Source organism: Lactococcus sp. DD01 (genome assembly GCF_001578715.1).
GTDB lineage: Bacteria > Bacillota > Bacilli > Lactobacillales > Streptococcaceae > Lactococcus > Lactococcus petauri.
In genome coordinates, this window is sequence record NZ_KQ968941.1 from 118,931 (window position 1) to 143,201 (window position 24,271).

At 38.4% G+C, this 24,271-nt stretch carries 19 protein-coding genes and 5 pseudogenes; 11 read left to right on the forward strand and 13 right to left on the reverse strand.

Annotated features, from left to right (window positions below; translation table 11 throughout):
- Nucleotides 1–12 precede the first annotated feature (12 nt).
- The 3 genes from LACDD01_RS09530 to LACDD01_RS09540 all read right to left on the reverse strand — a co-directional run bounded on the left by LACDD01_RS09530 (nucleotide 13) and on the right by LACDD01_RS09540 (nucleotide 2,360).
- Nucleotides 13–756, reverse strand: coding sequence for a sensor histidine kinase (locus LACDD01_RS09530; protein WP_231863425.1), 744 nt, complete (start codon nucleotides 754–756; stop codon nucleotides 13–15).
- Nucleotides 734–1,423, reverse strand: a complete 690-nt coding sequence (locus LACDD01_RS09535; RefSeq protein ID WP_061414770.1) for a response regulator transcription factor — start codon at nucleotides 1,421–1,423, stop codon at nucleotides 734–736. The genes LACDD01_RS09530 and LACDD01_RS09535 overlap by 23 nt, the downstream gene beginning before the upstream one ends.
- Before the next feature lie 148 nt (nucleotides 1,424–1,571).
- Nucleotides 1,572–2,360, reverse strand: coding sequence for a Cof-type HAD-IIB family hydrolase (locus LACDD01_RS09540; protein WP_061414772.1), 789 nt, complete (start codon nucleotides 2,358–2,360; stop codon nucleotides 1,572–1,574).
- Nucleotides 2,361–2,594: 234 nt separating this feature from the next.
- Between LACDD01_RS09540 and LACDD01_RS09545 the strand changes: the two are divergent.
- A pseudogene (locus tag LACDD01_RS09545) lies at nucleotides 2,595–4,049 on the forward strand (collagen binding domain-containing protein); the annotation flags it as partial.
- Nucleotides 4,050–4,318: 269 nt separating this feature from the next.
- Nucleotides 4,319–4,393 (forward strand): annotated as a pseudogene (locus LACDD01_RS12665) (hypothetical protein); the annotation flags it as partial.
- 114 nt (nucleotides 4,394–4,507) lie between these two features.
- On the opposite strand, the gene LACDD01_RS09550 reads toward LACDD01_RS12665, so the two are convergent.
- Nucleotides 4,508–5,173, reverse strand: coding sequence for an MIP/aquaporin family protein (locus tag LACDD01_RS09550; protein WP_019293817.1), 666 nt, complete (start codon nucleotides 5,171–5,173; stop codon nucleotides 4,508–4,510).
- A 251-nt stretch (nucleotides 5,174–5,424) separates the two neighbouring features.
- Nucleotides 5,425–8,421, reverse strand: a pseudogene (locus tag LACDD01_RS11890) (Ig-like domain-containing protein).
- A gap of 314 nt (nucleotides 8,422–8,735) precedes the next feature.
- Here LACDD01_RS11890 and LACDD01_RS09565 point away from each other — a divergent pair.
- The gene (locus LACDD01_RS09565; protein WP_014025285.1) at nucleotides 8,736–8,915 is read left to right on the forward strand and encodes a 2-hydroxymuconate tautomerase; all 180 of its coding nucleotides are present in this window, start codon (nucleotides 8,736–8,738) and stop codon (nucleotides 8,913–8,915) included.
- A 48-nt stretch (nucleotides 8,916–8,963) separates the two neighbouring features.
- Here the strand turns inward: LACDD01_RS09565 and LACDD01_RS09570 are convergent, their stop codons facing one another.
- On the reverse strand, nucleotides 8,964–10,253 hold the full coding sequence (locus LACDD01_RS09570; protein WP_061414778.1) for an L-cysteine desulfidase family protein: 1,290 nt from the start codon (nucleotides 10,251–10,253) through the stop codon (nucleotides 8,964–8,966).
- 139 nt (nucleotides 10,254–10,392) lie between these two features.
- Here LACDD01_RS09570 and LACDD01_RS09575 point away from each other — a divergent pair, with 139 nt between their 5' ends.
- The 5 genes from LACDD01_RS09575 (at nucleotide 10,393) to yidC (ending at nucleotide 15,252) form a co-directional block, all read left to right on the forward strand.
- The gene (locus LACDD01_RS09575) at nucleotides 10,393–11,091 is read left to right on the forward strand and encodes a phosphopantothenate--cysteine ligase (RefSeq protein WP_061414781.1); all 699 of its coding nucleotides are present in this window, start codon (nucleotides 10,393–10,395) and stop codon (nucleotides 11,089–11,091) included.
- Nucleotides 11,084–11,635 (forward strand): phosphopantothenoylcysteine decarboxylase, encoded by a 552-nt coding sequence (gene coaC, locus LACDD01_RS09580; RefSeq protein ID WP_019292961.1) that lies wholly within the window; start codon nucleotides 11,084–11,086, stop codon nucleotides 11,633–11,635. The genes LACDD01_RS09575 and coaC overlap by 8 nt, the downstream gene beginning before the upstream one ends.
- A gap of 4 nt (nucleotides 11,636–11,639) precedes the next feature.
- Nucleotides 11,640–12,221: an ECF transporter S component gene (locus LACDD01_RS09585; protein WP_061414784.1), complete on the forward strand. Its 582-nt coding sequence runs from the start codon at nucleotides 11,640–11,642 to the stop codon at nucleotides 12,219–12,221.
- A gap of 157 nt (nucleotides 12,222–12,378) precedes the next feature.
- Nucleotides 12,379–14,091, forward strand: a complete 1,713-nt coding sequence (locus LACDD01_RS09590) for a phospho-sugar mutase (protein ID WP_061414787.1) — start codon at nucleotides 12,379–12,381, stop codon at nucleotides 14,089–14,091.
- A gap of 207 nt (nucleotides 14,092–14,298) precedes the next feature.
- Complete coding sequence (yidC, locus tag LACDD01_RS09595; protein WP_003134180.1) at nucleotides 14,299–15,252, forward strand: membrane protein insertase YidC; 954 nt, start codon at nucleotides 14,299–14,301, stop codon at nucleotides 15,250–15,252.
- Between the two features lie 99 nt (nucleotides 15,253–15,351).
- Here yidC and LACDD01_RS09600 read toward each other — a convergent pair.
- From LACDD01_RS09600 to fabI, 4 genes and pseudogenes are all read right to left on the reverse strand, one after another.
- Nucleotides 15,352–16,007: pseudogene (locus LACDD01_RS09600) on the reverse strand (Crp/Fnr family transcriptional regulator).
- A gap of 8 nt (nucleotides 16,008–16,015) precedes the next feature.
- Nucleotides 16,016–17,239, reverse strand: a complete 1,224-nt coding sequence (locus tag LACDD01_RS09605; RefSeq protein ID WP_019299659.1) for an MFS transporter — start codon at nucleotides 17,237–17,239, stop codon at nucleotides 16,016–16,018.
- A gap of 54 nt (nucleotides 17,240–17,293) precedes the next feature.
- On the reverse strand, nucleotides 17,294–17,497 hold the full coding sequence (locus LACDD01_RS09610; protein ID WP_003134184.1) for a hypothetical protein: 204 nt from the start codon (nucleotides 17,495–17,497) through the stop codon (nucleotides 17,294–17,296).
- 218 nt (nucleotides 17,498–17,715) lie between these two features.
- Nucleotides 17,716–18,468: an enoyl-ACP reductase FabI gene (gene fabI, locus LACDD01_RS09615; protein ID WP_003134186.1), complete on the reverse strand. Its 753-nt coding sequence runs from the start codon at nucleotides 18,466–18,468 to the stop codon at nucleotides 17,716–17,718.
- 214 nt (nucleotides 18,469–18,682) lie between these two features.
- Between fabI and LACDD01_RS09620 the strand changes: the two genes are divergently transcribed.
- Together LACDD01_RS09620 and fabZ are read left to right on the forward strand one after the other, a co-directional pair.
- The gene (locus LACDD01_RS09620; protein ID WP_019299660.1) at nucleotides 18,683–19,381 is read left to right on the forward strand and encodes an N-acetylmannosamine-6-phosphate 2-epimerase; all 699 of its coding nucleotides are present in this window, start codon (nucleotides 18,683–18,685) and stop codon (nucleotides 19,379–19,381) included.
- 277 nt (nucleotides 19,382–19,658) lie between these two features.
- Nucleotides 19,659–20,117, forward strand: a complete 459-nt coding sequence (fabZ, locus tag LACDD01_RS09625) for a 3-hydroxyacyl-ACP dehydratase FabZ (protein WP_003134189.1) — start codon at nucleotides 19,659–19,661, stop codon at nucleotides 20,115–20,117.
- 26 nt (nucleotides 20,118–20,143) lie between these two features.
- Here the strand turns inward: fabZ and uvrB are convergent, their stop codons facing one another.
- A complete protein-coding gene (uvrB, locus tag LACDD01_RS09630; RefSeq protein ID WP_061414792.1) occupies nucleotides 20,144–22,132 on the reverse strand; it encodes an excinuclease ABC subunit UvrB in 1,989 nt (662 codons plus the stop codon).
- Nucleotides 22,129–22,584, reverse strand: coding sequence for an RNA pyrophosphohydrolase (locus LACDD01_RS09635; RefSeq protein WP_061414795.1), 456 nt, complete (start codon nucleotides 22,582–22,584; stop codon nucleotides 22,129–22,131). The genes uvrB and LACDD01_RS09635 overlap by 4 nt, the downstream gene beginning before the upstream one ends.
- 104 nt (nucleotides 22,585–22,688) lie before the next feature.
- On the opposite strand from LACDD01_RS09635, the gene def reads away from it, so the two are divergent.
- The gene (gene def / locus LACDD01_RS09640; RefSeq protein ID WP_017370260.1) at nucleotides 22,689–23,315 is read left to right on the forward strand and encodes a peptide deformylase; all 627 of its coding nucleotides are present in this window, start codon (nucleotides 22,689–22,691) and stop codon (nucleotides 23,313–23,315) included.
- Nucleotides 23,316–23,686: 371 nt separating this feature from the next.
- Here def and LACDD01_RS09650 read toward each other — a convergent pair.
- Nucleotides 23,687–24,221: pseudogene (locus LACDD01_RS09650) on the reverse strand (HD domain-containing protein).
- Nucleotides 24,222–24,271 lie beyond the last annotated feature (50 nt).

A 24,271-nucleotide genomic window follows, 5' to 3' on the forward strand; every position in this document is an offset into this window, starting at 1 on the left:
GCTTTTTTTATTTTATTCAAGCTCTAAACTCGGAAAGGACAAAGTTACTTTAAACAAATCTCCATCTGTTTCTAAAAGGAAACGTCCCTCATGTGCTTCCACAATCGACTGAGCTATAGCTAGCCCCAAGCCTGAACCTGTTGTGTTCCTCGATAAATCGCCTCTTTTGAAACGCTGCGACAATTCTTGACTATTTTCTCCGAGTTCTTCTCGCGAAATATTTTTAAAGACCAATTCAATTGTGCCATTTTCACTTTTATGTCCTGAAATATAAACCCTAGTGTTTTCCATAGAGTATTTCAAGATGTTATGGATTAAATTTTCGAAAACGCGCCACATCTTATCCCCATCCACTAAAGCCAAGAGTTCCTTATCCGTTTGCGTAACAAACTTGAGGGAGGAATCTTCGATTTTCTCAGAAAGTTCAGCCAGTGATTGATCGAGCAATTGCACAAGATCAATTCTACTTTTTTTCAAATCAATATTACCACTGGCCATTTTGGAAACCTCAAAAAGATCATCGATGAGAACTTTTAAACGCTTTGATTTTTGATCGATAACTGCAACATACTTATTCTTTTCTTCTTGGGACAGATCGGCATTCCGCAATAAATCAACAGAAGTAATGATTGAAGTCAAAGGTGTTCTTAAATCATGAGAAACATTCAAGGCTGTAAAAACTAAACTGTTCACTCCCAAAAGTAGCAAAGCTAGTCCAATACTCACAGCGAATTTATTTTTCCATTTTGTAGCCAATGCCCCACACCACCTTTAAATATTTTGGATTTTTTGGATTTACTTCTATTTTTTCACGGATTTTTCTTATATGTACAGCTACAGTATTTTCAGCATTAAATCCCGGCTCTTGCCAGACACGTTCATAGATTTCCTTAATAGAGAAAACTTTTCCAGCATTACAAGCCAATAATTCTGTAATTTTGAATTCTGTGGGTGTTAATTTTATCAGTTCCCCGTCTACTCGTACTTCCTTACCGTCTTGATCAATAGTCAAGCCATGAAGCTGGATGGTACTTTCTGCTTTTTCATAGCTCCCTAAGGAGGTATATCTGCGTAGCTGTGACTTGACACGAGCGATTAATTCTAAAGGATTAAAGGGCTTTGTCAGATAATCATCCGCCCCAATTTGTAGGCCCCAAATTTTATCTGTATCTTCACTTTTAGCACTCAGCATCAAAATAGGAATCTGTTGTGATTGGCGTATCTTAAAAGTGGCTGCGATACCATCGAGCTTGGGCATCATGATATCCATAATAATTAAATGAACTTCTTCGTTATCAAGAATTTCCAGTGCTTCAACACCATCCTTTGCCTGAATCCCATGTATCCCCTCATTATTTAGATAAAGTGCAATCGCTTCACGTATCTCTTTTTCATCATCCACAATTAGAACGGTATGCTTCATCTTTTCCCTCATTTCTACTTGATGCCCTCAGTATAACAGAAAGTTATTAACAAATTTTAGCTTGATTTCTTAATACTTTCTTAATTTTTTAGTTTAAAAAGCATAAAATAAAAAAGTACGCATTCGAAGTTGTACTTTTTTCCTACTTTCACTGCATAATTTTATCAATCTCTGCCAGCACGGCTTTTTCCCTATTACTGCCTATAACCTTCTTTGCCTTGGCCTTCGCTTGAGCATTAGCATTGGCTACGGCATAAGAATAACCAGCCATTTGCAACATTTCGAGATCATTATTGGCGTCTCCAAAAGCCGCTAAATGTTGCGGCGAAAGTGCAAGTTCTTGCAAAACTCTCTCAATAGCTGCTCCCTTATTACTGCCTTCAAGGACAATATCCAGATAGATATTCCCACTCGTTACCGCTTTTATTCCTTTTTTAAAACGACTATTCAATCTTGCCGTGACAGCAGCTAATTCTGCTTCCGGGATAATTGTAGCAAATTTAACTACTGTATCATCGGGTAACTTATCAAAAGAGGAGATAAGTTCCAGTTTTTCGTAATATTTATGGGCGAAAGTTTCAAACTCTTCTGAAACACTCTCTAAGGTATAGGCACTCTTGGCACCACACACAACAACAGGAATCTCGAGTTCTTCAAGTAACTTTAGAACTTGACTTACCTCTTTTGCATCAAAACTTGCGACCATTTCCATCTCATCATTGATTGTGATAATCCCACCATTTTCAGAGATAAAAATAATATCTTTCGTATCTGAAAAATAAGACTTTAACTTGAAGTATTGATTGCCACTGGCCACAATGAAGCGGATTCCCTTGGCATTCATTTTCTGTTGGAGAGTAGAGAAGTACTTTTTATCATAAGTCGATTTTTCATCCAAAAAAGTGCCGTCCATATCTGTTGCAATAGCTGTTATCATTTTATTTACTCCTCTGTGTTCTGCATCTATTTTATCAAAATAAAAGTTTTTCTGTTAATTATATTTGCTCCTTCAAGTCAATACAGTTGTTTTCATAAAATAAATTTGTTAGAATTTTCAACAGACTGAAAAAGTCAATTTTTAAAATAGAAAGAAAACAAAAAGGAAAAATACTCTTATATAAAACGAACAATACAAATATTGCTCATTTTTTTTACCGCTTTTTTAGGTTTGATGCTCCATTCAAAACATGCATCTGCTGCAGAACTAAGCAACACCAACTTTATCGATAGTCTCAAATTTTCAAATACTAAACTGACACAAGGTCAGACGACTTCTGTCAGAGTTGAGTTCAGCAGCAAGGATAACCTCAAGGTAAAAGCTGGTGACACGATTACTTTCACACTTCCTACCGAGTTACAAGGAATGACAGAAAACGACGGTTCTCCTCGTAAAATTTCTTTAGGTGAATTGGGTGAAGCACTCATATATAAAGACCGTGTCATTGCCACCTTTAATGAAAAAGTTAATCAGCTTGAACATGTCAAAGGCTATTTTAATTTTGGATTACAGGCAACAAGAACTAAAAATCCTAACGATACAAGTATCAAAACAAATTTAAGCACCACTGCAACAGCCCAAGAAATTACAATTCATGGTGACCCTGGAAATACAGGGCAAATAGGAACTCGTCCTTTCTTTTGGAAGAGCGGTGACATGCTAGGCGAAAAAGGAAAAGTCCGCTGGTTTGTTAATGCTAATATGACAAAGGAAGAACTCTCAAGTGATATTGTATTAACTGACACGCATGGACTTGGGCAAAAACTTGATGCACAATCATTTCGCGTTAGTATTGAAAATTATTTAGGAAACTTCCAGATAACCGGCGATGAGTTTGTAGCTAAAGGATACGGTAGCATAGAGATTCTTCCCGATGACTCATTTAGCATTACAATTAAACGCGAACATGCGCGCCTAGCCTCTTTTAGCTTCATGTATAACACAATCATCACTGATAACACTATCAGATCCTTTACTAACACGTGCAATGTGAATTACCAACCCTATGGTCAAGAAACGATTCAAGATCAAGGAACTTCCGATGTTGTAAACCTTTTTGCAGATGGTGATGCCAATGGTGAACAAGGAATCAAGGAAGCGACTGAAGAAACACTTGAAAACAACTTTGAAGAGCTTGAAGAAATACCTGCTGTTGAAACAGAAAATGCAAACTCTTCTGTAACAGAAAATGAGACCAATCAAACAGCAGAAAAGCATCAAGTCGATGTACATGTTGCGCCTAGTCAGGAAGTTGTGCAAGACGAATCAGAGCAACTCCAAGAAATACCTGCTGTTGAAACAGAGAACGCAAACTCTTCTGTAACAGAAAATGAGGCCAATCAAACAGCAGAAAAGCATCAAGTCGATGTACATGTTGCGCCTAGTCAAGAAGTTGTGCAAGACGAATCAGAGCAGCTCGAAGAAATACCTGCTGTTGAAACAGAGAATGCAAACTCTTCTGTAACAGAAAATGAGGCTAATCAAACAGCGGAAAAAAATCAAGTCGATGTACATGTTGCGCCTAGTCAAGAAGTTGTGCAAGACGAATCAGAGCAGCTCGAAGAAATACCTGCTGTTGAAACAGAGAACGCAAACTCTTCTATAACAGAAAATGAGGCCAATCAAACAGCAGAAAAGCATCAAGTCGATGTACATGTTGTGCCTAGTCAAGAAGTCATTGTTGATGAATCCAAAAAAGTGGAAGATGTTCAACAGCCACAGTTTGAAAAAGTAAACCCCGTGATAACAGAGAAAAAGAAAAGCACGAAGACAGACGTACAGACAACGAGAACAAGTAAGTCAAATAGCCCTGCAATGCCCGCTGGAAATCATTCAGAAAAAGGGAAAAACAATCTGGTAATACTTTACCAAAAACAGGTGATGACAATGGACTTACCTCTGTCCTTTCTGGATTCGTTCTACTCATTCTCTCATTTGTAGCTTTTTCGCTACGTCGAAATAGACAAGCATAAAATAAAAATGCTCTCGTAAAGCGAGGCATTTTTTCTTTTTTACTCACAATTTCTAAATTCAAAAGATAAATTTTCATCAAAAAAGAGCAGACTTACTAATCTACTCTATTATAATTAATCTTCGCTACCCATAAATTTAGCAGCTACTGCAGCAATTGCCGCACCTACCAATGGTGCCAATAAGTACACCCAATAGTGTGACAATGCCGAACCGCCTGCAAAGACAGCAGGTCCAAAACTACGTGCGGGATTCAATGATCCACCTGTTAAATTCAAAGCTACAATAATCAAGAATGCTAAAGCTAAACCAATAGCAATTGGGGCTAAGCCGGCATTCCCATATTTTTCACTGGTAACCATCAAAATAACAAACACAAATAAGAAGGTAATAATAGCTTCAAATAAGAAAGCTTCTCCAGCTGTAATATTTGGAAAGTCTGTTTGTCCAAAACCATCTTTAGGAAGGTTCAAGGCTTTAATGAAAATTGACAATACTGCAGAAGCAGCAAGTGCACCTACAAATTGTGAAATTACATAAGCAACACCATCTTTAATTGCCAAACGCTTATTAATTACCATAGCAAGGGAAACAGCTGGATTAAAATGTCCACCTGAAACACCTCCTACCGCGCACGCCATAATCGTTACGGCTAAACCAAACGCTAAACCAATGCCTAAGTAACCAATAGCGGTTTCTCCAGTATTAGCAATAGCTACAGTACCTGTACCTAAAAATACAAGAACAAATGTTCCGATAAATTCTGCAAAATATTTTCTCATAAATAAGTTCCTTTCTCAACCACTATTATAACACTCTCTAATATCGTTCAGATAATTTAATGCTTACAGAATAAGAAAATTTCTTTCTTTTTATTCATATTATTAGAATTTGTCTATCTACATTTAATTTTTATCCACAGTAAAATAAATTGTTTTTATCAAGAATATAAAAAAAACAAACCCCAGATTTTCACCCAGGGTTTTGAAAAGAAAAAAGAAATAAATCGCTTCAGTTCCCACTATGATATATCTTAGTTAACATCTTTTTTTCTTCTTAAATTTGTAAGTAAAAGGCTTAGAAAAGCTAAAAGGCTAAAACCAATTACTGTTGGCAGGGTGTTGTCACTTTCCCCTGTTGCAGGAAGAGTTACACTCTTGGCATAAGAAGCTGGCAAGCCATTTGAATATTGACCTCCACTTCCACCAAATGTCACTGGTACAACGGCATTAGATGGGATTTGAAAATGGCTTGGCGCACTCTCGTTACCTGCTGCATCTGTTGCTGTAATATTAAGAACATCCCCTGGTTTCACACTACCAGCTGGTAATGTAATGTGGAAGTGCCCAGAATCATCTGTTTTACCACTGCCAACCACATTACCATTGCCATCCGTAATCGTAACCGTAGAACCTGGTTCTGCAGTTCCACCTACATCATAGCCTCCGTCAGGATTCTTAGTGACGTCCGTAACCTGAGGTGAATCTGGCGCTGTAGTATCCTTTGGATCTGCTGGCGTTTTGCCGGCTGTTGGTGCACTTACATTGCCGGCCGCATCGGTTGCGGTAGCTGTGATATTAGCGTTTGGTCCAACTGAAGCTGGTAAAGTTACGCTGTAGTTGCCAGAGCTATCTGCTACGGCGCTGCCAATAACAGTACCTGCCGCATTTTTAATCTTCACAGTAGAGCCAGCTTCGGCTTTACCTGTCACGACATAACCCTTTGTAGAATCTCCTGTGACTTCAGTAATTGTCGGTGCATCCGGTGCGGTACTATCTGTAGGTTCCTTAGGATCTTCTGGCGTTTTACCTGCGGTTGGGGCACTCACATTGCCGGCCACATCTGTCGCTGTCGCTGTGATATCAGCGTTTGGTCCAACTGAACCCGGTAGAGTTACGCTGTAATTGCCGGAACCATCCGCTGTGGCAGTGCCAATAACTGCGCCAGTGGAGTCTTTAATTTCTACTTTCGAACCCGCTTCGGCCGTACCTGTGACAGTGTAACCGTCTGTGGAATTGCCGGTGATGCCGGTAATGACTGGTGCATCAGGCGCTGTCGTATCCACATCGGCTGGGGTTTTGCCGGCTGTTGGTACACTCACATTGCCGGCCGCATCGGTTGCGGTCGCTGTGATATCAGCGTTTGGGCCAACTGAAGCTGGTAAAGTTACGCTGTAGTTGCCAGAACCATCCGCTGTGGCAGTGCCAATGACTGTTCCGGTAGAATCTTTGATTTCCACCGTAGCTCCCGCTTCAGCCGTACCTGTGACAGTGTAGCCATCTGTAGAGTTACCTGTCACATTAGTAATAGTTGGAGCATCAGGTGCTGTAGTATCCGTATCGGCTGGCGTTTTACCGGGTGTTGGTGCGCTCACATTGCCGGCCGCATCGGTTGCGGTAGCGGTGATATCGGCATTTGGGCCAACTGAAGCTGGTAAAGTTACGCTGTAGTTGCCAGAACCATCCGCTGTGGCAGTGCCAATGACTGTTCCGGTAGAGTCTTTGATTTCAACCGTAGATCCCGCTTCAGCCGTACCTGTGACAGTGTAACCATCTGTAGAGTTTCCTGTGATGCCGGTAATGACTGGTGCATCAGGCGCTGTCGTATCCACATCGGCTGGCGTTTTGCCGGCTGTTGGTACACTTACATTGCCGGCCGCATAGGTTGCGGTAGCGGTGATATCAGCGTTTGGGCCAACTGAACCCGGTAAAGTTACGCTGTAGTTGCCGGAACCATCTGCTGTGGCAGAACCAATGACTGCGCCAGTCGAATCTTTGATCTCTACTTTCGAACCCGCTTCAGCCGTACCAGTGATGACATAGCCATCTGTGGAATTGCCTGTCACATTAGTAATGGTCGGTGCATCAGGTGCTGTCGTATCCGCATCCGCTGGCGTTTTGCCGGCTGTTGGTGTACTTACATTACCTGCCGCATCTGTCGCAGTCACTGTAATATCGGCGTTAGCGCCAACTGAACCCGGTAAAGTTACGCTGTAGTTGCCAGAACCATCCGCTGTGGCAGAGCCAATGACTGTTCCGGTAGAGTCTTTGATTTCAACCGTAGCTCCCGCTTCAGCCGTACCTGTGACAGTGTAGCCATCTGTAGAGTTACCTGTCACATTAGTAATAGTTGGAGCATCAGGTGCTGTAGTATCCGTATCGGCTGGCGTTTTACCGGGTGTTGGTGCGCTCACATTGCCGGCCGCATCAGTTGCAGTCGCTGTGATATCAGCGTTTGAGCCAACTGAACCCGGTAAAGTTACGCTGTAGTTTAAGAGTCGCAGCTGTTAAGTGTAATGTACCCAAAGGATCACTTGCTGTAACAGTAACATTGAGGTCATTAACCGCTAATTTTAAGTCTTGCAAGATATTAATTACATTATTAGCTAAAATTGGACCCAAACCTTTATCCAAATCAACTATAATCATTGAGCCATCTGGGCTTAGAGTTGCTGCTTGTGACCATGCGCCTTGATCAATGGTCATTACATTGGACAATAAATTCAAATCAGCATAGAGTCGCGAGGTATCAAACTTCAGTCCTGCTGTACTCGTCACTGTGTCAACAATACTTGTTAAACCACTCAACGTATTATTTAATGTTCCCACTAGTCCTGTTATTAGTGGAACTTTAGTCAAATCAACCGAGACATTGGTGCTTCCGGTTGCCTGTCCCGGTGTTATCGTTCCCCGTAGTTCTGGTGGAATAACAATGACTGCATATCGCGTACCAGATAAGACATTCGTAGTTACTGCAGAATTCCCTGAAATTGTAAAGTTTACATTTTGTTGTGACCCTTCTGGATAGGGGTTAGCTAGACTTGAAGTCGTGTTGTTTGAAGAGGTGGTATCCCCAAAGATTTCTACTCCTAATACCGCAGCATTGGCAACGATAGGGTTAGGGAATAGCGTATAAGCCCCAGCTACTACGACACCTGCTAGAAGTACATTTCCTGATATACCGGCTGATAATAAATGTTTTTTATATATTGACTACTTTTTAAATAATTTTTCCATTTTTCATTTTTCACAATATATCCTCCTATTTTAACAATATTTATTCAACAACCTTTTTTTATTCAACTCCTCCTCTATATCTAGTTCCCCTGAAATAAGTGGAAACAAGCTATTTTATTAGCAAAATCACAAACATTAGAATGTTGTGACTTTTCCCAAAATTACATTATATGAATAATTATAAATTATAAAAATTATTAAATCAAAAAAATGAGCTTGGAAAGTGTACTATTTTTTTATCCTTATGTTACCCCTATTTAAAAAGATGCTCATTTGTAAAAAAAATGATAAAATAAAAGCATATTAAACAATCCTAAGGAGGATTACTATGCCATTTGTACATGTTGAATTAGTTGAAGGACGTAGTGCTGAAGCCAAAAAAGCTTTAGCAAAAGAGATCACAGAGTCTGTGATGAAACATACTGGAGCACCTCGTGAAGCTATTTATGTCATCTATGATGAGATGGCAAAAGATAATTTTTATCCCCACGGTGAACCTAAACAATAAAGAAAAAAGCTTAGAGAGTTTTCTCTAAGCTTTTTCTTTTTCTAGATTTTATTTCTTATGCATCATAATATCTAATATGACAGGATCAGAATTCTGCATTCCGCTAGAAACATAAAGTCCTAAATCACGGATACAGTCATCTACCTCTCCTGAAACAATCCCATTTGTTGCTGGAATAACCACACCTGACTGAGCCAGCTGTACTGCACGATACATTGAGGATACAGAGCTCACTACTTTTAGTGCACAAGAAAAACCTGCACCATCACAAATCATTCCTACTGCGTCACCAATCATGTTCTTAATTGCCATCCCAGCTTTTTCTTCATCCTCTGATTCGAGATAAATTAAACCGGCTGCTGCTCCCATTGCTGCCGAATCTGTAGCACAATAAGCAGAAAGTAAAGGTAAAAATGAGTGAATATAAAGAGCTGTAAGATGTGAAAGAGTTAATGCCCTGATAAGTTTTTCTTCACTCACACTCCTATTTTGCGCAAAGACACAAACAGGAACTGTGGCTGTAATTCCTTGATTTCCTGAGCCAGAATTTGTCATTGCTGCATGCTGGCAGCCTCCCATACGTGCATCTGAAGCTGCAGCTGTACAAATAACAATTTGCTCTTCAAGTCTGAGATCTGAAAGGCTTCTGTGGTTAAGTAATGCTTTTCCAACCCCCATCCCATAATCATTGCTTAAACCTTCTGAAGCCAAAGTCATGTTTAATTCTTGTGCTTTTATTAAAGGTAAAATATCTTCCAGATTTTGACTAGTTACAAAATCCCAGATTTCCGCAAAACTGCACTTTTTTAAAAATTCAACACTACTTGCTTCTTCATTAGATTGAAGTTTTTCTTTTTTGAAAATCACTTCTTTATTTTTTTGTATCCAGTAAATGGAAGTGTGCCCACCTGCAATTTTAACTGTAACTGTTTCACACCCTGAAGCTATGCTAACTTCAACGTACAATTTATCTGCTACAGAAGCAACCTCAGCTTTTACTTGGTTTGACCGAGCAAGGCTAATAATTTCTGGAACTATATCTGGCGAGAGTTCAGAAATTACCTTTAAGCCAGCTTCAGCATTTCCTGCTAGGGCACCAGCAGCTGCAGCTACTTCTACTCCAGCTTCTCTCGTTCCAGGAACAATTACAGCCAAGGCATTTTTCATTACATTAGCGGACACCCGTATATTTATTCGATCGATATGGGGACCTTCTAAATATATGCGGCATACTGCAGCAGCATAGGCCACAGCTACAGGCTCTGTACAACCTGTAGCGGGCTTAACACCTTCTTCTAAAACTTGTAAAAAACTATTTCTAATTTCTTCTGTCAGCATATTGCTCTCTTTTCTTTTTGACTTTTTCATTTTAAATTATAGTTCATGTCCCTAATTATTGCAACCGCTTTCTCGGCTTTGTTACCTAGCGGGGTATACTCTTCTTGCATTGCGAAAAGACTTAGGTTAAAATAAAGCCATGAAGATTTTAATTACAGCAGGTGGTACCACTGAGTCCATTGATACCGTCCGCGGTATCACTAATTTCGCGACAGGTAGTTTAGGAAAATTAACTGCTGAAGAATTTTTGACACACGGACATCAGGTTATTTTGTTAGCTGGACGTTTTGCACAGCTGCCCTCAGAACAAGAAAATTTAACTGTTATCCCAATTGGCGATACACAAGATTTACTAAATAATGTAGAAAGATTTCTTCCAGCAGTCGATGTTGTTGTCCACAGTATGGCAGTTTCTGATTATCGTCCTGTTTATATGACTGGGGTAGATGACTTGCCACAGCCACTTACAAAAGAACAGCTCATTCATTTCCGCCCTGAAGTACAGAAAAAAATATCCTCAAATTCTGATTACCAAATGATGCTCTTGGAAAAAACACCGAAAGTTATTTCATTTATTAAAAAATGGAAACCTGAAATTCTTCTTTTTGGCTTTAAACTCCTTTCTGGCGTCAGTGAGGAGCACTTGCTGGAGGTTGCCCAAAGCAAACTCAAAGAAACTTCTGCTGATTTTATTATTGCAAATGATTTAGCTAATATCCAAGGAGAAAACCATCTGGCCTTCTTAGTTAGTGGTTCTGCGGATATTACTCAGCTTCAAACTAAACCACAAATTGCTCAAGTAATTGTAAAAAAATCCGAGGAGGCTCATCATGGCTAATATAACTCTTGCTGTTACTGGCAGCATTGCAGCCTACAAAGCTGCAGATATCGTCTCAATGCTCAACAAAAAGAACCATAATGTTACTGTTTTGATGACAAAAGCAGCTACACAATTCATTACACCTTTAACTTTGCAAGTTTTATCTAAAAATAAAGTACACCTTGATATTATGGATGAAGAACATCCCGATGTTGTTAATCATATCGATATCGCAAAACACACTGATATTTTTGTTGTTGCTCCTGCCACAGCGGATACCATAAGTCGCCTTTCTCATGGTGCCGCTTCTGATATTGTAACTTCTGTAGCCCTTGCGCTACATCCAAGCAAAACCAAATATATTGCTCCTGCTATGAATACTAATATGTATGCCAATCCTTTAACGATGAAAAATATTGATATTTTAAAATCAATAGGATACAATGTTATACAACCCAAACAATCTCTCTTAGCTTGTGGAGACTTTGGTGAAGGCGCACTCGCAAATATTGATACCATTGTTGATACGCTGGATCAAGCTACTAAAATTGAGGAAATTTAAAAACATGAAAAAATCAAAAGCATCCGATATTGCCATCCTTGCAATCTTTATTGCTATCATGGTTGTCGTGCAAGTTTTGAGCCAAATCGTCTATAGCGTGTGGCCATTGCCTATTGTGCCTACACTCTTGCATATTCCTGTAATCATCGGTTCCATTGTCTTAGGTGCACGGAAGGGTGCTTTCTTAGGGCTTGTAATGGGAATTATCAGCGTTATTAACTCCACAATCCTTACTACACCTTTGAGTTATGTGTTTAGCCCACTTCAACCCATTCCTGGTACAAATCATGGTTCCCTCTGGGCTTTAGTAGTTACTATTGTCCCTCGGATCCTCATTGGTGTATTTCCTTATTTTATCTATAAAGCCATGAAAACACGTACAGGTGCAGGTATTGCTGCTTTTGTAGGTACAGCTACAAATACAGTACTTGTCTTAAGTTTCATTACTTTATTTTTTGGTCAGTACACAGGGATGACTTTCGCAGGACTTATTCAGCTGATTATTACAAGTAATTCCATTGCTGAAGTTGTTATTGCCGTCATTTTAACAGCAGCGATTGTTCCTTCTTTAGAAAAATCAAGATAAATTACAAAGCAGGCATCACATGGTCTGTTTTTTATTTTTTGGAAAATAGAAATGAAAAATGATATAATACATCTGAAACCGAATTCATTTTTGATTAGGATTTAAAATAAACAATAACTAATTGAAGCCTTGAAAACAAAGGCTTTGGAGGAAAACAATGTCATACAATGAAATTTACGAACAATGGTTAAATGCTGACTTAACGCCTGACTTGCATAAAGAATTGCTTGCAATGGACGAAAAAACAAAGGAAGATGCATTCTATACATATCTTGAGTTCGGTACAGCTGGTCAACGTGGTCTTTTAGGTGCTGGAACAAACCGTATGAATATTTACACAGTGCGCTTAACAACTGAAGGACTTGCACGTCTGATGGACAGCAAAGGTGATGCGAAAAAACGAGGTGTAGCTATTGCTTATGATAGTCGTCACTTTTCTAAAGAATTCGCTATGGAAACGGCAACGATCCTAGCAGACCATGGGATTCCAAGCTATGTCTATGACAGTCTTCGTCCCACTCCAGCCTTGAGCTTTACAATTCGTGAATTGAATACTCTCACAGGTGTTATGATTACAGCCAGCCACAATCCTGCTCCTTATAACGGATACAAAGTTTATGGCGAAGACGGTGGTCAAATGCCGCCTGAAGATGCTGCAGCCTTGACCGAATATATTCGACAAATTGACGACATTTTCTCTATCACTTTAGGTGATACGGAAAAATATATTGCGGATGGTATGATCAAAATTATCGGTGAAGATATTGATGCAAAATATCTTAAAAATATCGAAACTGTTACAATCAATCATGATTTAATTAACGAATACGGTCGTGATCTTAACATCGTTTACACACCTCTCCATGGGACTGGTGAAATGCTGGGACGTCGAGCTCTTGCCACAGCTGGTTTTGAAAAAATCGCTGTTGTAGAAGAGCAAGCTATCCCCGATCCCGACTTTTCAACTGTAAAATCACCTAACCCAGAAAGTCAAGCAGCTTTTACTATGTCTGAAGAACTTGGCCGTAAAGTTGGAGCTGACATGTTGGTTGCTACTGACCCAGATGCCGACCGTATCGGTGTCGAAGTCCGCTTACCAGATGGAAGCTACCAACCTTTGACAGGTAACCAAATCGGCGCCGTCTTAGCTAAATATATCCTCGAAGCACATAAAACAGCTGGCACATTACCGGCTAATGCGGCTATGGCTAAATCTATCGTCTCTACTGAGTTAGTCAGTCATATTGCTGAAAGCTATAACGTGGAAATGTTTAATGTACTCACAGGGTTCAAATTCATTGGCGAAAAAATTCATGCTTGGGAAACTACAGGTGAACACACTTACATGTTTGGTTTTGAAGAAAGCTTTGGCTATCTCATCAAGCCTTTTGTCCGTGATAAAGATGCTATCCAAGCAATGCTCCTTATCTGTGAAGTTGCCGCTTACTACCGTTCTTTAGGTAAAACACTCTATGATGGTATTCAAGATATCTATGCTGAATATGGTTTCTTTGTTGAAAAGACACTTTCAGTTACGCTTGAAGGTAGTACTGGTAAAGAACAAATCTCTGAAATCATGGGTAAATTCCGTGACAATGCACCAGAAAAATTTGACGGTCTTGAAATTCTTTTGACTGAAGACTTCAAAGAACTTACTGCAACATCACACAGTGGCAAAGTTGAAAAATTAACAACTCCTCCTTCTGATGTTTTAAAATATCATTTAGAAGATGGTAGCTGGATTGCTGTTCGCCCTTCTGGTACAGAGCCTAAGATAAAATTCTATATGGCTGCTGTAGCAGATACAGAAGCACAAGCACAAAGTAAAATTGATCATTTTGAAAAAGAAATCACAACATTTATCGGATAAATTGTCCTAAAAGCTGTCTGTCACAGACAGCTTTTTTATTTATCACCAACATAATAAAAAACTCAATCTTTTTTAATCTTCAAGCAAGAAAAATAAGCTGCTGCAAACCTTTAAAATAGGTTATTTCAGACTATAGACCTATTGAAAAATAAAGCAATTTCCTGTAAAATGGTAACAGACCGTTTATTTATAGAAAGCGAATTTATTTTGAAAAATTTGAACAAAAAATTGTCCCTCTTAGGTGTAGCAAGTGCTGGTTTGCTCTTGCTCTCTGGCTGTGTCCAAACCCATATTGTTGATGGTGTGCGTGTCCCTACCGAAGCTGCAACACATGGTATGACTTACCAAATTCTTGTTAAACCAATGTCAGCCTTTGTCGATGTGTTTGCGAATAACATGAACCTTGGTTATGGTTGGGGTATCGTCTTAGTCACTCTGATTATCCGTTTCCTTATCCTTCCATTGGGACTCAACCAAGCCTATAAGTCCACTTATATGCAAGAAAAAACAGCTTACTTGGCTCCAGTGTTTGAACCACTTAATGCAAGATTGAAAGCTGCAACGACACCTGAAGAACGTATGGCTGCCCAACAAGCTTTGATGAAAGCACAAAAAGATAATGGTATCAATATGTTATCTTCATTGGGTTGTCTCCCCCTCCTTATCCAATGGCCTTTCTTCATTGCCCTCTATAATGCTGCAGCCTATACTCCTGGTATTTCAACAGCAACTTTCTTTGGAATTGACCTCGGACGTTCAAGTATTGTAATCACTCTAATTGCTGGTGTTTTCTACTTCCTGCAAACTTGGATTTCAACCAAGAGTATGACACCTGAACAAAAGAAAACAGGTATGACTATGCTCATTATGAGTCCCGTGATGATTATTGTTTTCAGTTTCATGTCCCCTGCAGGTGTAGCTCTTTATTGGGCCGTTGGTGGTATCGTGATGGTTATCCAACAAATTATCATTACTTACGTTATGAAACCACGCATGCGTAAGAAAATTGACGAAGAATTTAAAAATAATCCTCCAAAAATGGCTGATCTTCCAAAAGATGTCACTCCTAAATCTGCAACACAACAAGGATTAAAAGATTTGGATGCACCACGTAAGAAGAACAATAACGGACGTAATGCTGGTAAGCAAAAGCGTAAATAATACACTCTAAAGAAGCAAGTTTATGTTGCTTCTTTTATTCTAGCCAAAAAAACCTCCAGAACCTTAAGATTCTGGAGGTTTTGAACTCTGTTCTTCACTCTAGCTGATATAGTTTTGTAAGCTGTATTGATCACAAATCATAATCTTATGCTGAACAATATCAATAATTTTTTCTTCCCGGAGTTCACGAAGTATTCTGTTGACACTGGTTCGTGTTGAGATTCCACAAAATCCTGCTATGTCTTCATTGGTTACGGGAAAATCAATTAATATCCCTTCCGCTTTTTGTTTACCAAAGCAATCAATGAAATTATATAAACACGCGCATACAGCGCCTTTTTTGCCGTTTACAGTCATTTTTTGCAAGGCTTCTAAGATCATGACTAATCTTTTACGATAGAAATTATCCACAATACGAAACAGCTTGATATCTTTATCAATCCATTCCCAAAAAACTTTACGTGGCACCCGATAAAAAGTTGCCTCATCCGACTCTATTCTCACATTAAAGAGAGCTGAAACTCCATCCAGTTGTTCTTCTTCAAGCAATGAAACAAAATCTGGTTCACAAACATAAGTAATATTAAACTCACGACCATTTCGCAAAATACTGCTCAGTTTTACTACACCTTCTTTAAGAACATAAAGATACTCTGATTCAATGCCTTGATACATGATATAGCTGTGTTTCCTACGACTAACTACACTCACATTTTTTCTTCTAAAAGCTCTACTACGTATTCTATGTCATTCATACCATTTTTTAAGCAACATTTGTCTGGTGTTGTTTTTTCCCATGCACAAGATAATAGATAATCCATACTATGACAACCGCTGGCGCACTGTAAAGATACAGGTTACGGAATCCAACCATACCTTTTCCAAGCATTGGAATGATAGCTCCGAGGATAATCGGACCGCCGCCAACGCCCAAATCTAAAAAGCCAAAGAAAGTTGAAGTTGCAACACCTATACGATCTTTACGTGCTTCACGAATCGCAATAGCTTGACCAAAAGGTGCAACTCCTCCATAACCGAGACCAAATGTCCCTCCAGCAATAAGCAACATGATAAAGCCAGCACCTGGACTCATGAAACCTGCTAAACCAACGAAGAGCATTGAAATTGCAAAGAAGATAAAGACAGGATGGAATACCCAATTGTCTCCTTTAGTATCAAACATGCGTCCTGTTAATGGGCGTGATAAGAAAATCAAGACAGCATATAAAGTAAAGAATAATGAACCAGCAGTCGAAATATGTAAGAAGGATGTAAATGGCCCCATTCCTGTTAAAATAGCGGAGTCAATAAATCCTGCCAAAAAGGCCACAAAAGAAATAGGTAAGGCTGATTTTTCGATGTATTTATCTAAGCCTTTTGGACTGTGAAGTAATGCTTCCTGCACTTCTTCTTCGGAGAGTTCTTTTACATGGACAAAGAATATCAAAACAAAAGTTAAAATAAGTAAGATAAGTGCCAAAGCAAGAAGCCCATTAAAACCTAACGAAGAAGAATAAATGGAAATACTTAAAGCAGGTCCCACAGCTGCAGCCAGCGTAACGGACAAAGCATAATAGCCAATCCCTTCGCCTCGTCTTGAAGCTGGAACAATATGTCCAGCAATCGTTCCTGAAGCTGTTGCTCCAATCCCAAATCCCATACCTTGAATTACACGTATAATAAAGAGTAAAGGTATATTAGTCGTTGCATAATACCCCAAGGTTAAAACTAAAAAGATAATTCCACCTACATAAAGGAGCTTTTTCATCCCAATCCGTGTTACAACGATACCGGTCCATACACGCCCTATAAGCGCCCCGATAACAAAGATACTTGATAATGATAAGCTCACTACTGTAGATTGATGGAGTTCTTCCATCGCATACGTCCCTATAGATGACGTTAAAACGTAAAAAACAATATAAAATAAAAAGCTAATAAGTGTATTAATAATGAAAGTAGCTGTAAAAAGACTTTCTTTTTTCATGATTTTTTCTATTCCTCGACTGATGTGTATCTTATGAAGATACTTTTTTATTTGTTATTTGATAAGGGAGATATTTCTTACTTCAAAAGCAAATTTTCCATTATCTGTAATCAAATAACCGTGATGATCAGTCACATATTTTACAGCTTCGGCCATGGAGTCAAATTCTTCGATTAGACTGTGGTAGTTTACTCCGCCCATAAAGTTAGGGGTCGCATCTTCTTCATATGTAGATAAACTTTTAAATTCAAATTTCATTATTAAATTTTCCTTTTCTTTATTCTCGTCAAAAATTTAGTGGCCACTTTCATTTCGACATTTTATGTACAAGAAATATAATATAAGAAAAAGCGTAACATCGCTACAACAATTTATACTGCAAAATATGAACAACATATGTTAACAACTCTTATTTGTAAAAATAAAAAAAATACTTGATAAGGCCAAAAGCCTATCAAGTATTTCTCTGTTTTTGCTTATGTCAAGTGAACACCTTTATCCACATAAACCACATCTCCAATGACGCCTGTAGCTAATGGACTAACGAGGAAGGCAGCGGTTTGTCCAACTTCTTCGATTGTTACTCCCTTACCGTCAGCTGTACGGCTGTTTGATTCTTTAATCAAATCTTTGTAGCCTGCAACACCAGATACCGCAAGTGTTTTGATTGCACCCGCTGAAATAGCATTAACATGAACACCAACGTGTGCCATTTCTGCTGCCAAGTAACGTACACTTGCTTCTAGAGCTGCTTTAGCAATACCCATTACATTGTAGTTAGGAATCGCACGAACAGAGCCCATATAGCTCAAAGTAACAATACCAGAGCCTTCATTGAATAAAGGTTTTGCAGCTTTTGCTACAGCAAGCAATGAGTAAGCTGAGATATCTTGTGCAAGGGCATAGCCGTCACGTGAGATATCAGATACATTACCATCAAGTTCTTCTTTTTTTGAATAAGCAATGGCATGTACCAAACCATCTATTTTGCCCACGCGGCTTTCAATAGTTGAAAATGCGCGACGGATAGATTCGTCAGATACAACATCACATTCGATAAGTAGATCTTCTGGTCCAGCAAGCTTTGCAAGCTGTTTTTCCATGCGTTCATTTTGATAAGTGTAAATCAAGGTCGCCCCTTGATCTTTCATAGCTTTAGCGCAACCCCAAGCGATAGACTTGTTGTTAGCCACACCCATAATGACGATTTTTTTTCCTTCTAAAAACATATAAATAAGTCCCCTTAAAATAAAAAAATATATTTCAGAAAATATAAGTTAAAAAATATAAGTAAATAGTTTAGTATATCAAAATACTTACTACATAAAACATTGTAATGTAAAAGCCTGTAATTGTCAAGTTTCCCTCTTCAATCTAAAAGAAAACGTTTTAAAAATCCTAAATTTGATGATACAATAAAATTAAGAATGAAAGAGAGGTTTTATGAATAAGCAAGAATTTATTGAAAAAGTCCGCGGTGGACTGATTGTTTCCTGTCAAGCGTTACCAGGCGAACCACTTTATACTATTGATGGTGGAATTATGCCTCTTATCGCTTTAGGTGTCCAAAATGCGGGCGCTGTAGGCATTCGAGCAAATTCTGTACGAGACATTGAAGAAATTAAAGAGGTTGTTGATGTGCCCATTATCGGCCTCATCAAACGTGATTATCCTCCACAAGAACCCTATATTACTGCAACTATGCAGGAAGTTGATGAGTTAGCTAGCCTTAATATCGCCGTAATTGCCTTAGATTGTACACTGCGTGAACGTCATGATGGTTTAAGTATGGCAGATTTTGTTTATCAGGTGAAGGAAAAATATCCTCATCAATTGCTCATGGCAGATATTGATACTTTTGCTGCTGGAAAAGCGGCCTATGAAGCTGGTTGTGACTTTGTCGGAACCACACTTTCTGGTTATACTGAGGCAACAAAAGAACGACCTCAACCTGATATTGAGCTTATTCAGTCACTCTTGGACAGCAATATTCCAGTGATTGCTGAAGGTGGTATCCATATTCCCGAGCAGGCTAAAAAAATTCAGGAACTTGGTGTGCTTGCTCAAGTTGTTGGTGGAGCAATTACACGTCCTCATGAGATTACTGCCCGCTTTATCAAAGCTATAAAGCAAGCTGAATAAAAAAATCTCTCAAACCAAGGGTGGCTGAGAGATAGAGCTTATGTTAAAGTAATCTTTACTCAAATAGTATAGCACTAGTGTCTTCAATTTTTCTAGTAATAAACATCTAAGTTTAATATTCTAAAAATTTGTCATGCTTGGCTCTAGTTATACCTCTATCGAATTTCTCCATGGTCTATAGTAGCAATCCAAGGAGTATTTTAATGTTTTTATACATAAAACAATAAAAATAGTGATATAATGAGATAGTACAAATAAAATATGAGGTACTATTAATATGACAAATTCAAAGTATGCCATGACAGCGACAGAAGTTATGGAAGTTATTCCTAACCGTTATCCTATTATGTTTATCGATTATGTTGACGAAATCTCAGAAAATAAGATTCTTGCAACAAAAAACGTTACAATTAACGAAGAAGTTTTTAATGGGCATTTCCCTGGCAACCCAACTTTCCCAGGCGTTTTGATTTTGGAAAGTTTAGCTCAAGCCGGTTCAATCTTGATTCTTAAAAAAGAAGAATTCCAAGGAAAAATGGCCTATATTGGTGGCATCGACAAAGCTAAATTCCGTCAAAAAGTTGTTCCTGGTGATGTAATGAAACTCGAATTTGAAATCACTAAATTCCGTGGCAAAGTAGGTAAGGCTGATGCTGCCGCATATGTTGATGGCAAGAAAGTAACAACTTGTGAGTTTACCTTCATCGTGGATGAAGCCGCTGAACAAGAAAAATAAAAAAAGAGCAGGTGCTCTTTTTTTATTTAATCTAAAGCCTTAATTTCCAAAATCATGTCTCGTAACTGCGCAGCTGATTCAAAGTCAAGCGCTCCTGCAGCTTCGGCCATTTCTTTCTCCAGCTTTTTAAGTAATGCTTTACGTTCTTTTTTCGTCATTGCTTCAGCCGAAACTTCTTCAACTTCTCCGCTTTCGGTACGTTTCGTAATGGAAATCAGATCACGAATTTCTTTCTTAATGGTTTGTGGCACAATCCCATGTTTTTCATTATATGCCATTTGAATTTCACGACGACGACTCGTTTCATCCATTGCACGTTGCATAGACTGTGTAATATTATCACCATACATGATGACACGTCCATTAGAATTACGTGCAGCACGTCCGATGGTTTGAATCAAGCCACGCTCATTACGTAAGAAGCCTTCCTTATCCGCATCCAAAATAGCAACCAGAGAAACTTCTGGCACATCAATCCCCTCACGTAAAAGATTAATACCGACTAATACATCAAAAACACCCAATCTCAAGTCACGAATAATTTCTGTTCGCTCCAAAGTTTTGATATCACTGTGCATGTACTTAACTTTTACACCCATTTCTTTGAAATAGGAAGTTAAATCTTCAGCCATCTTTTTCGTCAAGGTTGTTACAAAAACACGTTCATCTTTTTCAACACGCGCATTGATTTCTCCTAAGAGATCGTCAATTTGCCCCATCATTGGCCGAACTTCCACGATAGGATCAAGAAGACCTGTAGGACGTATAATTTGCTCCACGATTGTCTCTGTTTGCTCCATTTCATAGTCACCAGGTGTGGCAGAAACATAGACAATTTGATGTACATGACTTTCAAACTCTTCCCGACGAAGCGGACGGTTATCCAAGGCTGAAGGCAGACGGAAACCATAATTGACCAGCATATCTTTACGCGCCCGGTCACCATTATACATTCCCTTTACTTGTCCCATCGTCATGTGGCTTTCGTCAATCATAATCATGAAATCATCAGGGAAGAAATCAAGTAAAGTGAAAGGTGGTTCCCCTTCGGTACGGCCGTCCATATGACGCGAGTAGTTTTCGACACCATTACAATAGCCCATCTCACGTAGCATTTCAATATCGTAGTTGGTTCTTTGTTCCAAACGTTGCGCTTCAAGGAGCTTTCCTTCACTACGGAAGACCTTTAATTGCTGTTGAAGTTCTGCTTCAATCTTGGCAATGGACTCTTCCATACGGTCGTCATTAGTCATAAAGTGAGTAGCCGGGAATATAGCAAGATGGTCTACTTCGCCTAAAACTTGTCCTGTCAGGGCTTCTATTTCACGGATCCGGTCAATTTCATCACCAAAAAATTCAACACGAAAAGCATGCTCATCTCGTGATGCTGGGAATACTTCCACAACATCTCCACGTACACGAAAACGACCACGTTGAAAATCGATATCATTACGTTCAAACTGGATGCCCACTAAATCGTTGAGTAATTTATCACGAGAGATTTCCAGTCCAGGACGTAAGCTGACGACGCTATCTTGATATTCCTTAGGAGAACCCAAACCATAAATACATGAAACAGAAGCAACAACAATGACATCATTGCGCTCTAAAAGGGAACTTGTTGCACTATGACGCAGTTTATCAATCTCATCATTGACAGAACTGTCTTTTTCAATATAAGTATCTGAAGAAGGCACATAAGCTTCAGGTTGGTAATAATCATAGTAACTGACAAAATATTCGACAGCATTATTAGGGAAAAACTCTTTGAATTCACTGTAAAGCTGACCCGCAAGTGTCTTATTATGTGCCATAACTAAGGTAGGTTTATTTGTCCGCGCAATAACTTGGCTCATGGTATATGTTTTACCTGTACCAGTAGCTCCTCGTAAAATTTGCGCTTTTTCACCATTTTCAATATTTTCTACAAGCGTCTCAATAGCTTGTCCTTGATCTCCAGCTGGTTCATACTTGCTGACCAGATCAAATTTATTATCTGTTATACGTTCTATCATTTTATTTCCTTAAATTCTTTTTTAAAATAAGTGAGGGCCTTTCGGTATACATCGGCTTTGAAACTAAATGTATTAAAATCAATATCTGCAAAAGGAACAGCCTTATAACTGATAAACTCAGGATGACCAGTTTTTACATTTATAGAAGCCTCGGGATAAAGTCGGATAAGAAAATACTGTTGCTCTTGTCCATCATAGCTCCAATCAGGAAAAGTCATACCTTCTGGAAAATCATACCGTAATAGTTCTGGATATTTCCCTATAATTTCAAAATCTTGCGTACCAATCTCTTCTTCAAGTTCTCTTACCACGGCTTGTTCAGGGGTTTCACTTGTCTCAATTCCTCCTTGTGGGAAACCCCAAATTTGTGGCAAATCTGCACGTTGAAAGAGTAAAATTTCATTTTCTGCATTCAAAATGATTGCTGCTGTATTTTTTCTATAAGTTTTCATTTCTGCCCCCTTATAAACCTTCTCTTTAATCAATTTTAACATTTTTGACTGAAAATTTATGATATAATTAACTAATAGTAATAATATATCAAGGAAGTAAAAAAATGTCTGTACAAGAAAAATTAATCAAAGCAAGTCATATGATTAGCATGGACGATATTGTCCGTGAAGGAAACGAAACGCTACGTACTGTTGCTGATGAAGTAAGCTTACCCTTGTCTGATGAAGATATCATTCTAGGCGAAAAAATGATGGAATTTCTCCGTAATTCACAAAATCCAGCAATGGCGGAAAAAATGCAGCTCCGTCCAGGTGTTGGTTTAGCAGCCAATCAACTCGATATTGCCAAAAAAATTATCGCTGTTCTTATCCCTAACGATCCAGAAGTAGATGAAAATGGCAATGAAGTAGCGCCAAAAGAAGCTTATAAGTTGGCAGAAATCATGTATAATGCTAAAATTGTAAGTCACTCTGTTCAAGATGCAGCTATCGAGTCTGGTGAAGGTTGTCTTTCTGTCGATCGTGAAGTCCCTGGTCTGGTTATCCGTCACGCGCGTGTAACTGTAGAATACTATGACAAAAATGGTGAGAAACACAAGATTCGTCTGAAAGATTTCCCTTCAATGTGTGTCCAACATGAGATCGACCATACAAATGGTATAATGTTCTACGACCACATCAATGAAAAAGAACCTTGGGCTGTCAAAGATGGACTTCTGATTGTCCAATAATTTCCCCCAATAAAAAAGAATAAGCCTAAAAAGCTTATTCTTTTTTATTTTAATAATTTTTCAAGTTTCTTTTTTCTTATCCTATAGTCTTGAACATTAAGGATAATGTTATTATGAGGTAAACAGGGTAAAAAAGGAAAATATATGAGGGGAGAGCGATTATTATCACAAATCCACTAATTGCTCCAATAAAATAATTATTGACTTGATTAAAGGCTGTGTATTTTGAAGACGTTTCTTGATCATATTTCCGAGACATATCTTCTTCGTTTAAAATTCTCCAGAGCATAAGTACTCCCCCTAAAAGTATTTTTAGTTATTTATTAGCACGAAAAATATAAGGAATATGCACCAAAGATAAAGTTTTTTCATTAACTAATTCTTCTCAGATTTAAAAATTCATAAGCTTCTAAAAGCCAAGGATGAATAACTTTTATATCGTGTTTCAAAATATAATCAATATAAGCAAAGGCTGCTGCTTCAAAAGAATAATTTAGCGCCTGAGTGATTCCTTTAGATAAGAAGGTTGTCATTCTTGATCCCATCTTATTTTGTCAGCCACAAATAAAACTAAATCAACCTTTGAAAATTTTTTCTTCAAGGTAGTATGGCAAGAAATTGCTGAAAGAATTTTTTCGTCTTGGATACCAAATTCTCTTTGGCCATTATTCTTAATATTTTTTGATGAATAATCAGAGGAAATTGTCTTTCTTCCTTAAAAAGCTCCATCTTCATATCTTCTGCTACAAAAATTCTTTCATTATTGGGATAAATAGCAGATAGAAATTCATGTCCTATTTCTTCAGCATAGTCACCAACAGTTATGCAATGATTATATGTTGCATAACATTTCTTTTCTAATAAAAAAGTTTTTATCTCTTGTTTAAGTTGATTTGTATTTTTCATATTTACCTTACTTTAACAAAAAAAGATAAGACCATCAATCGGTCTTATCT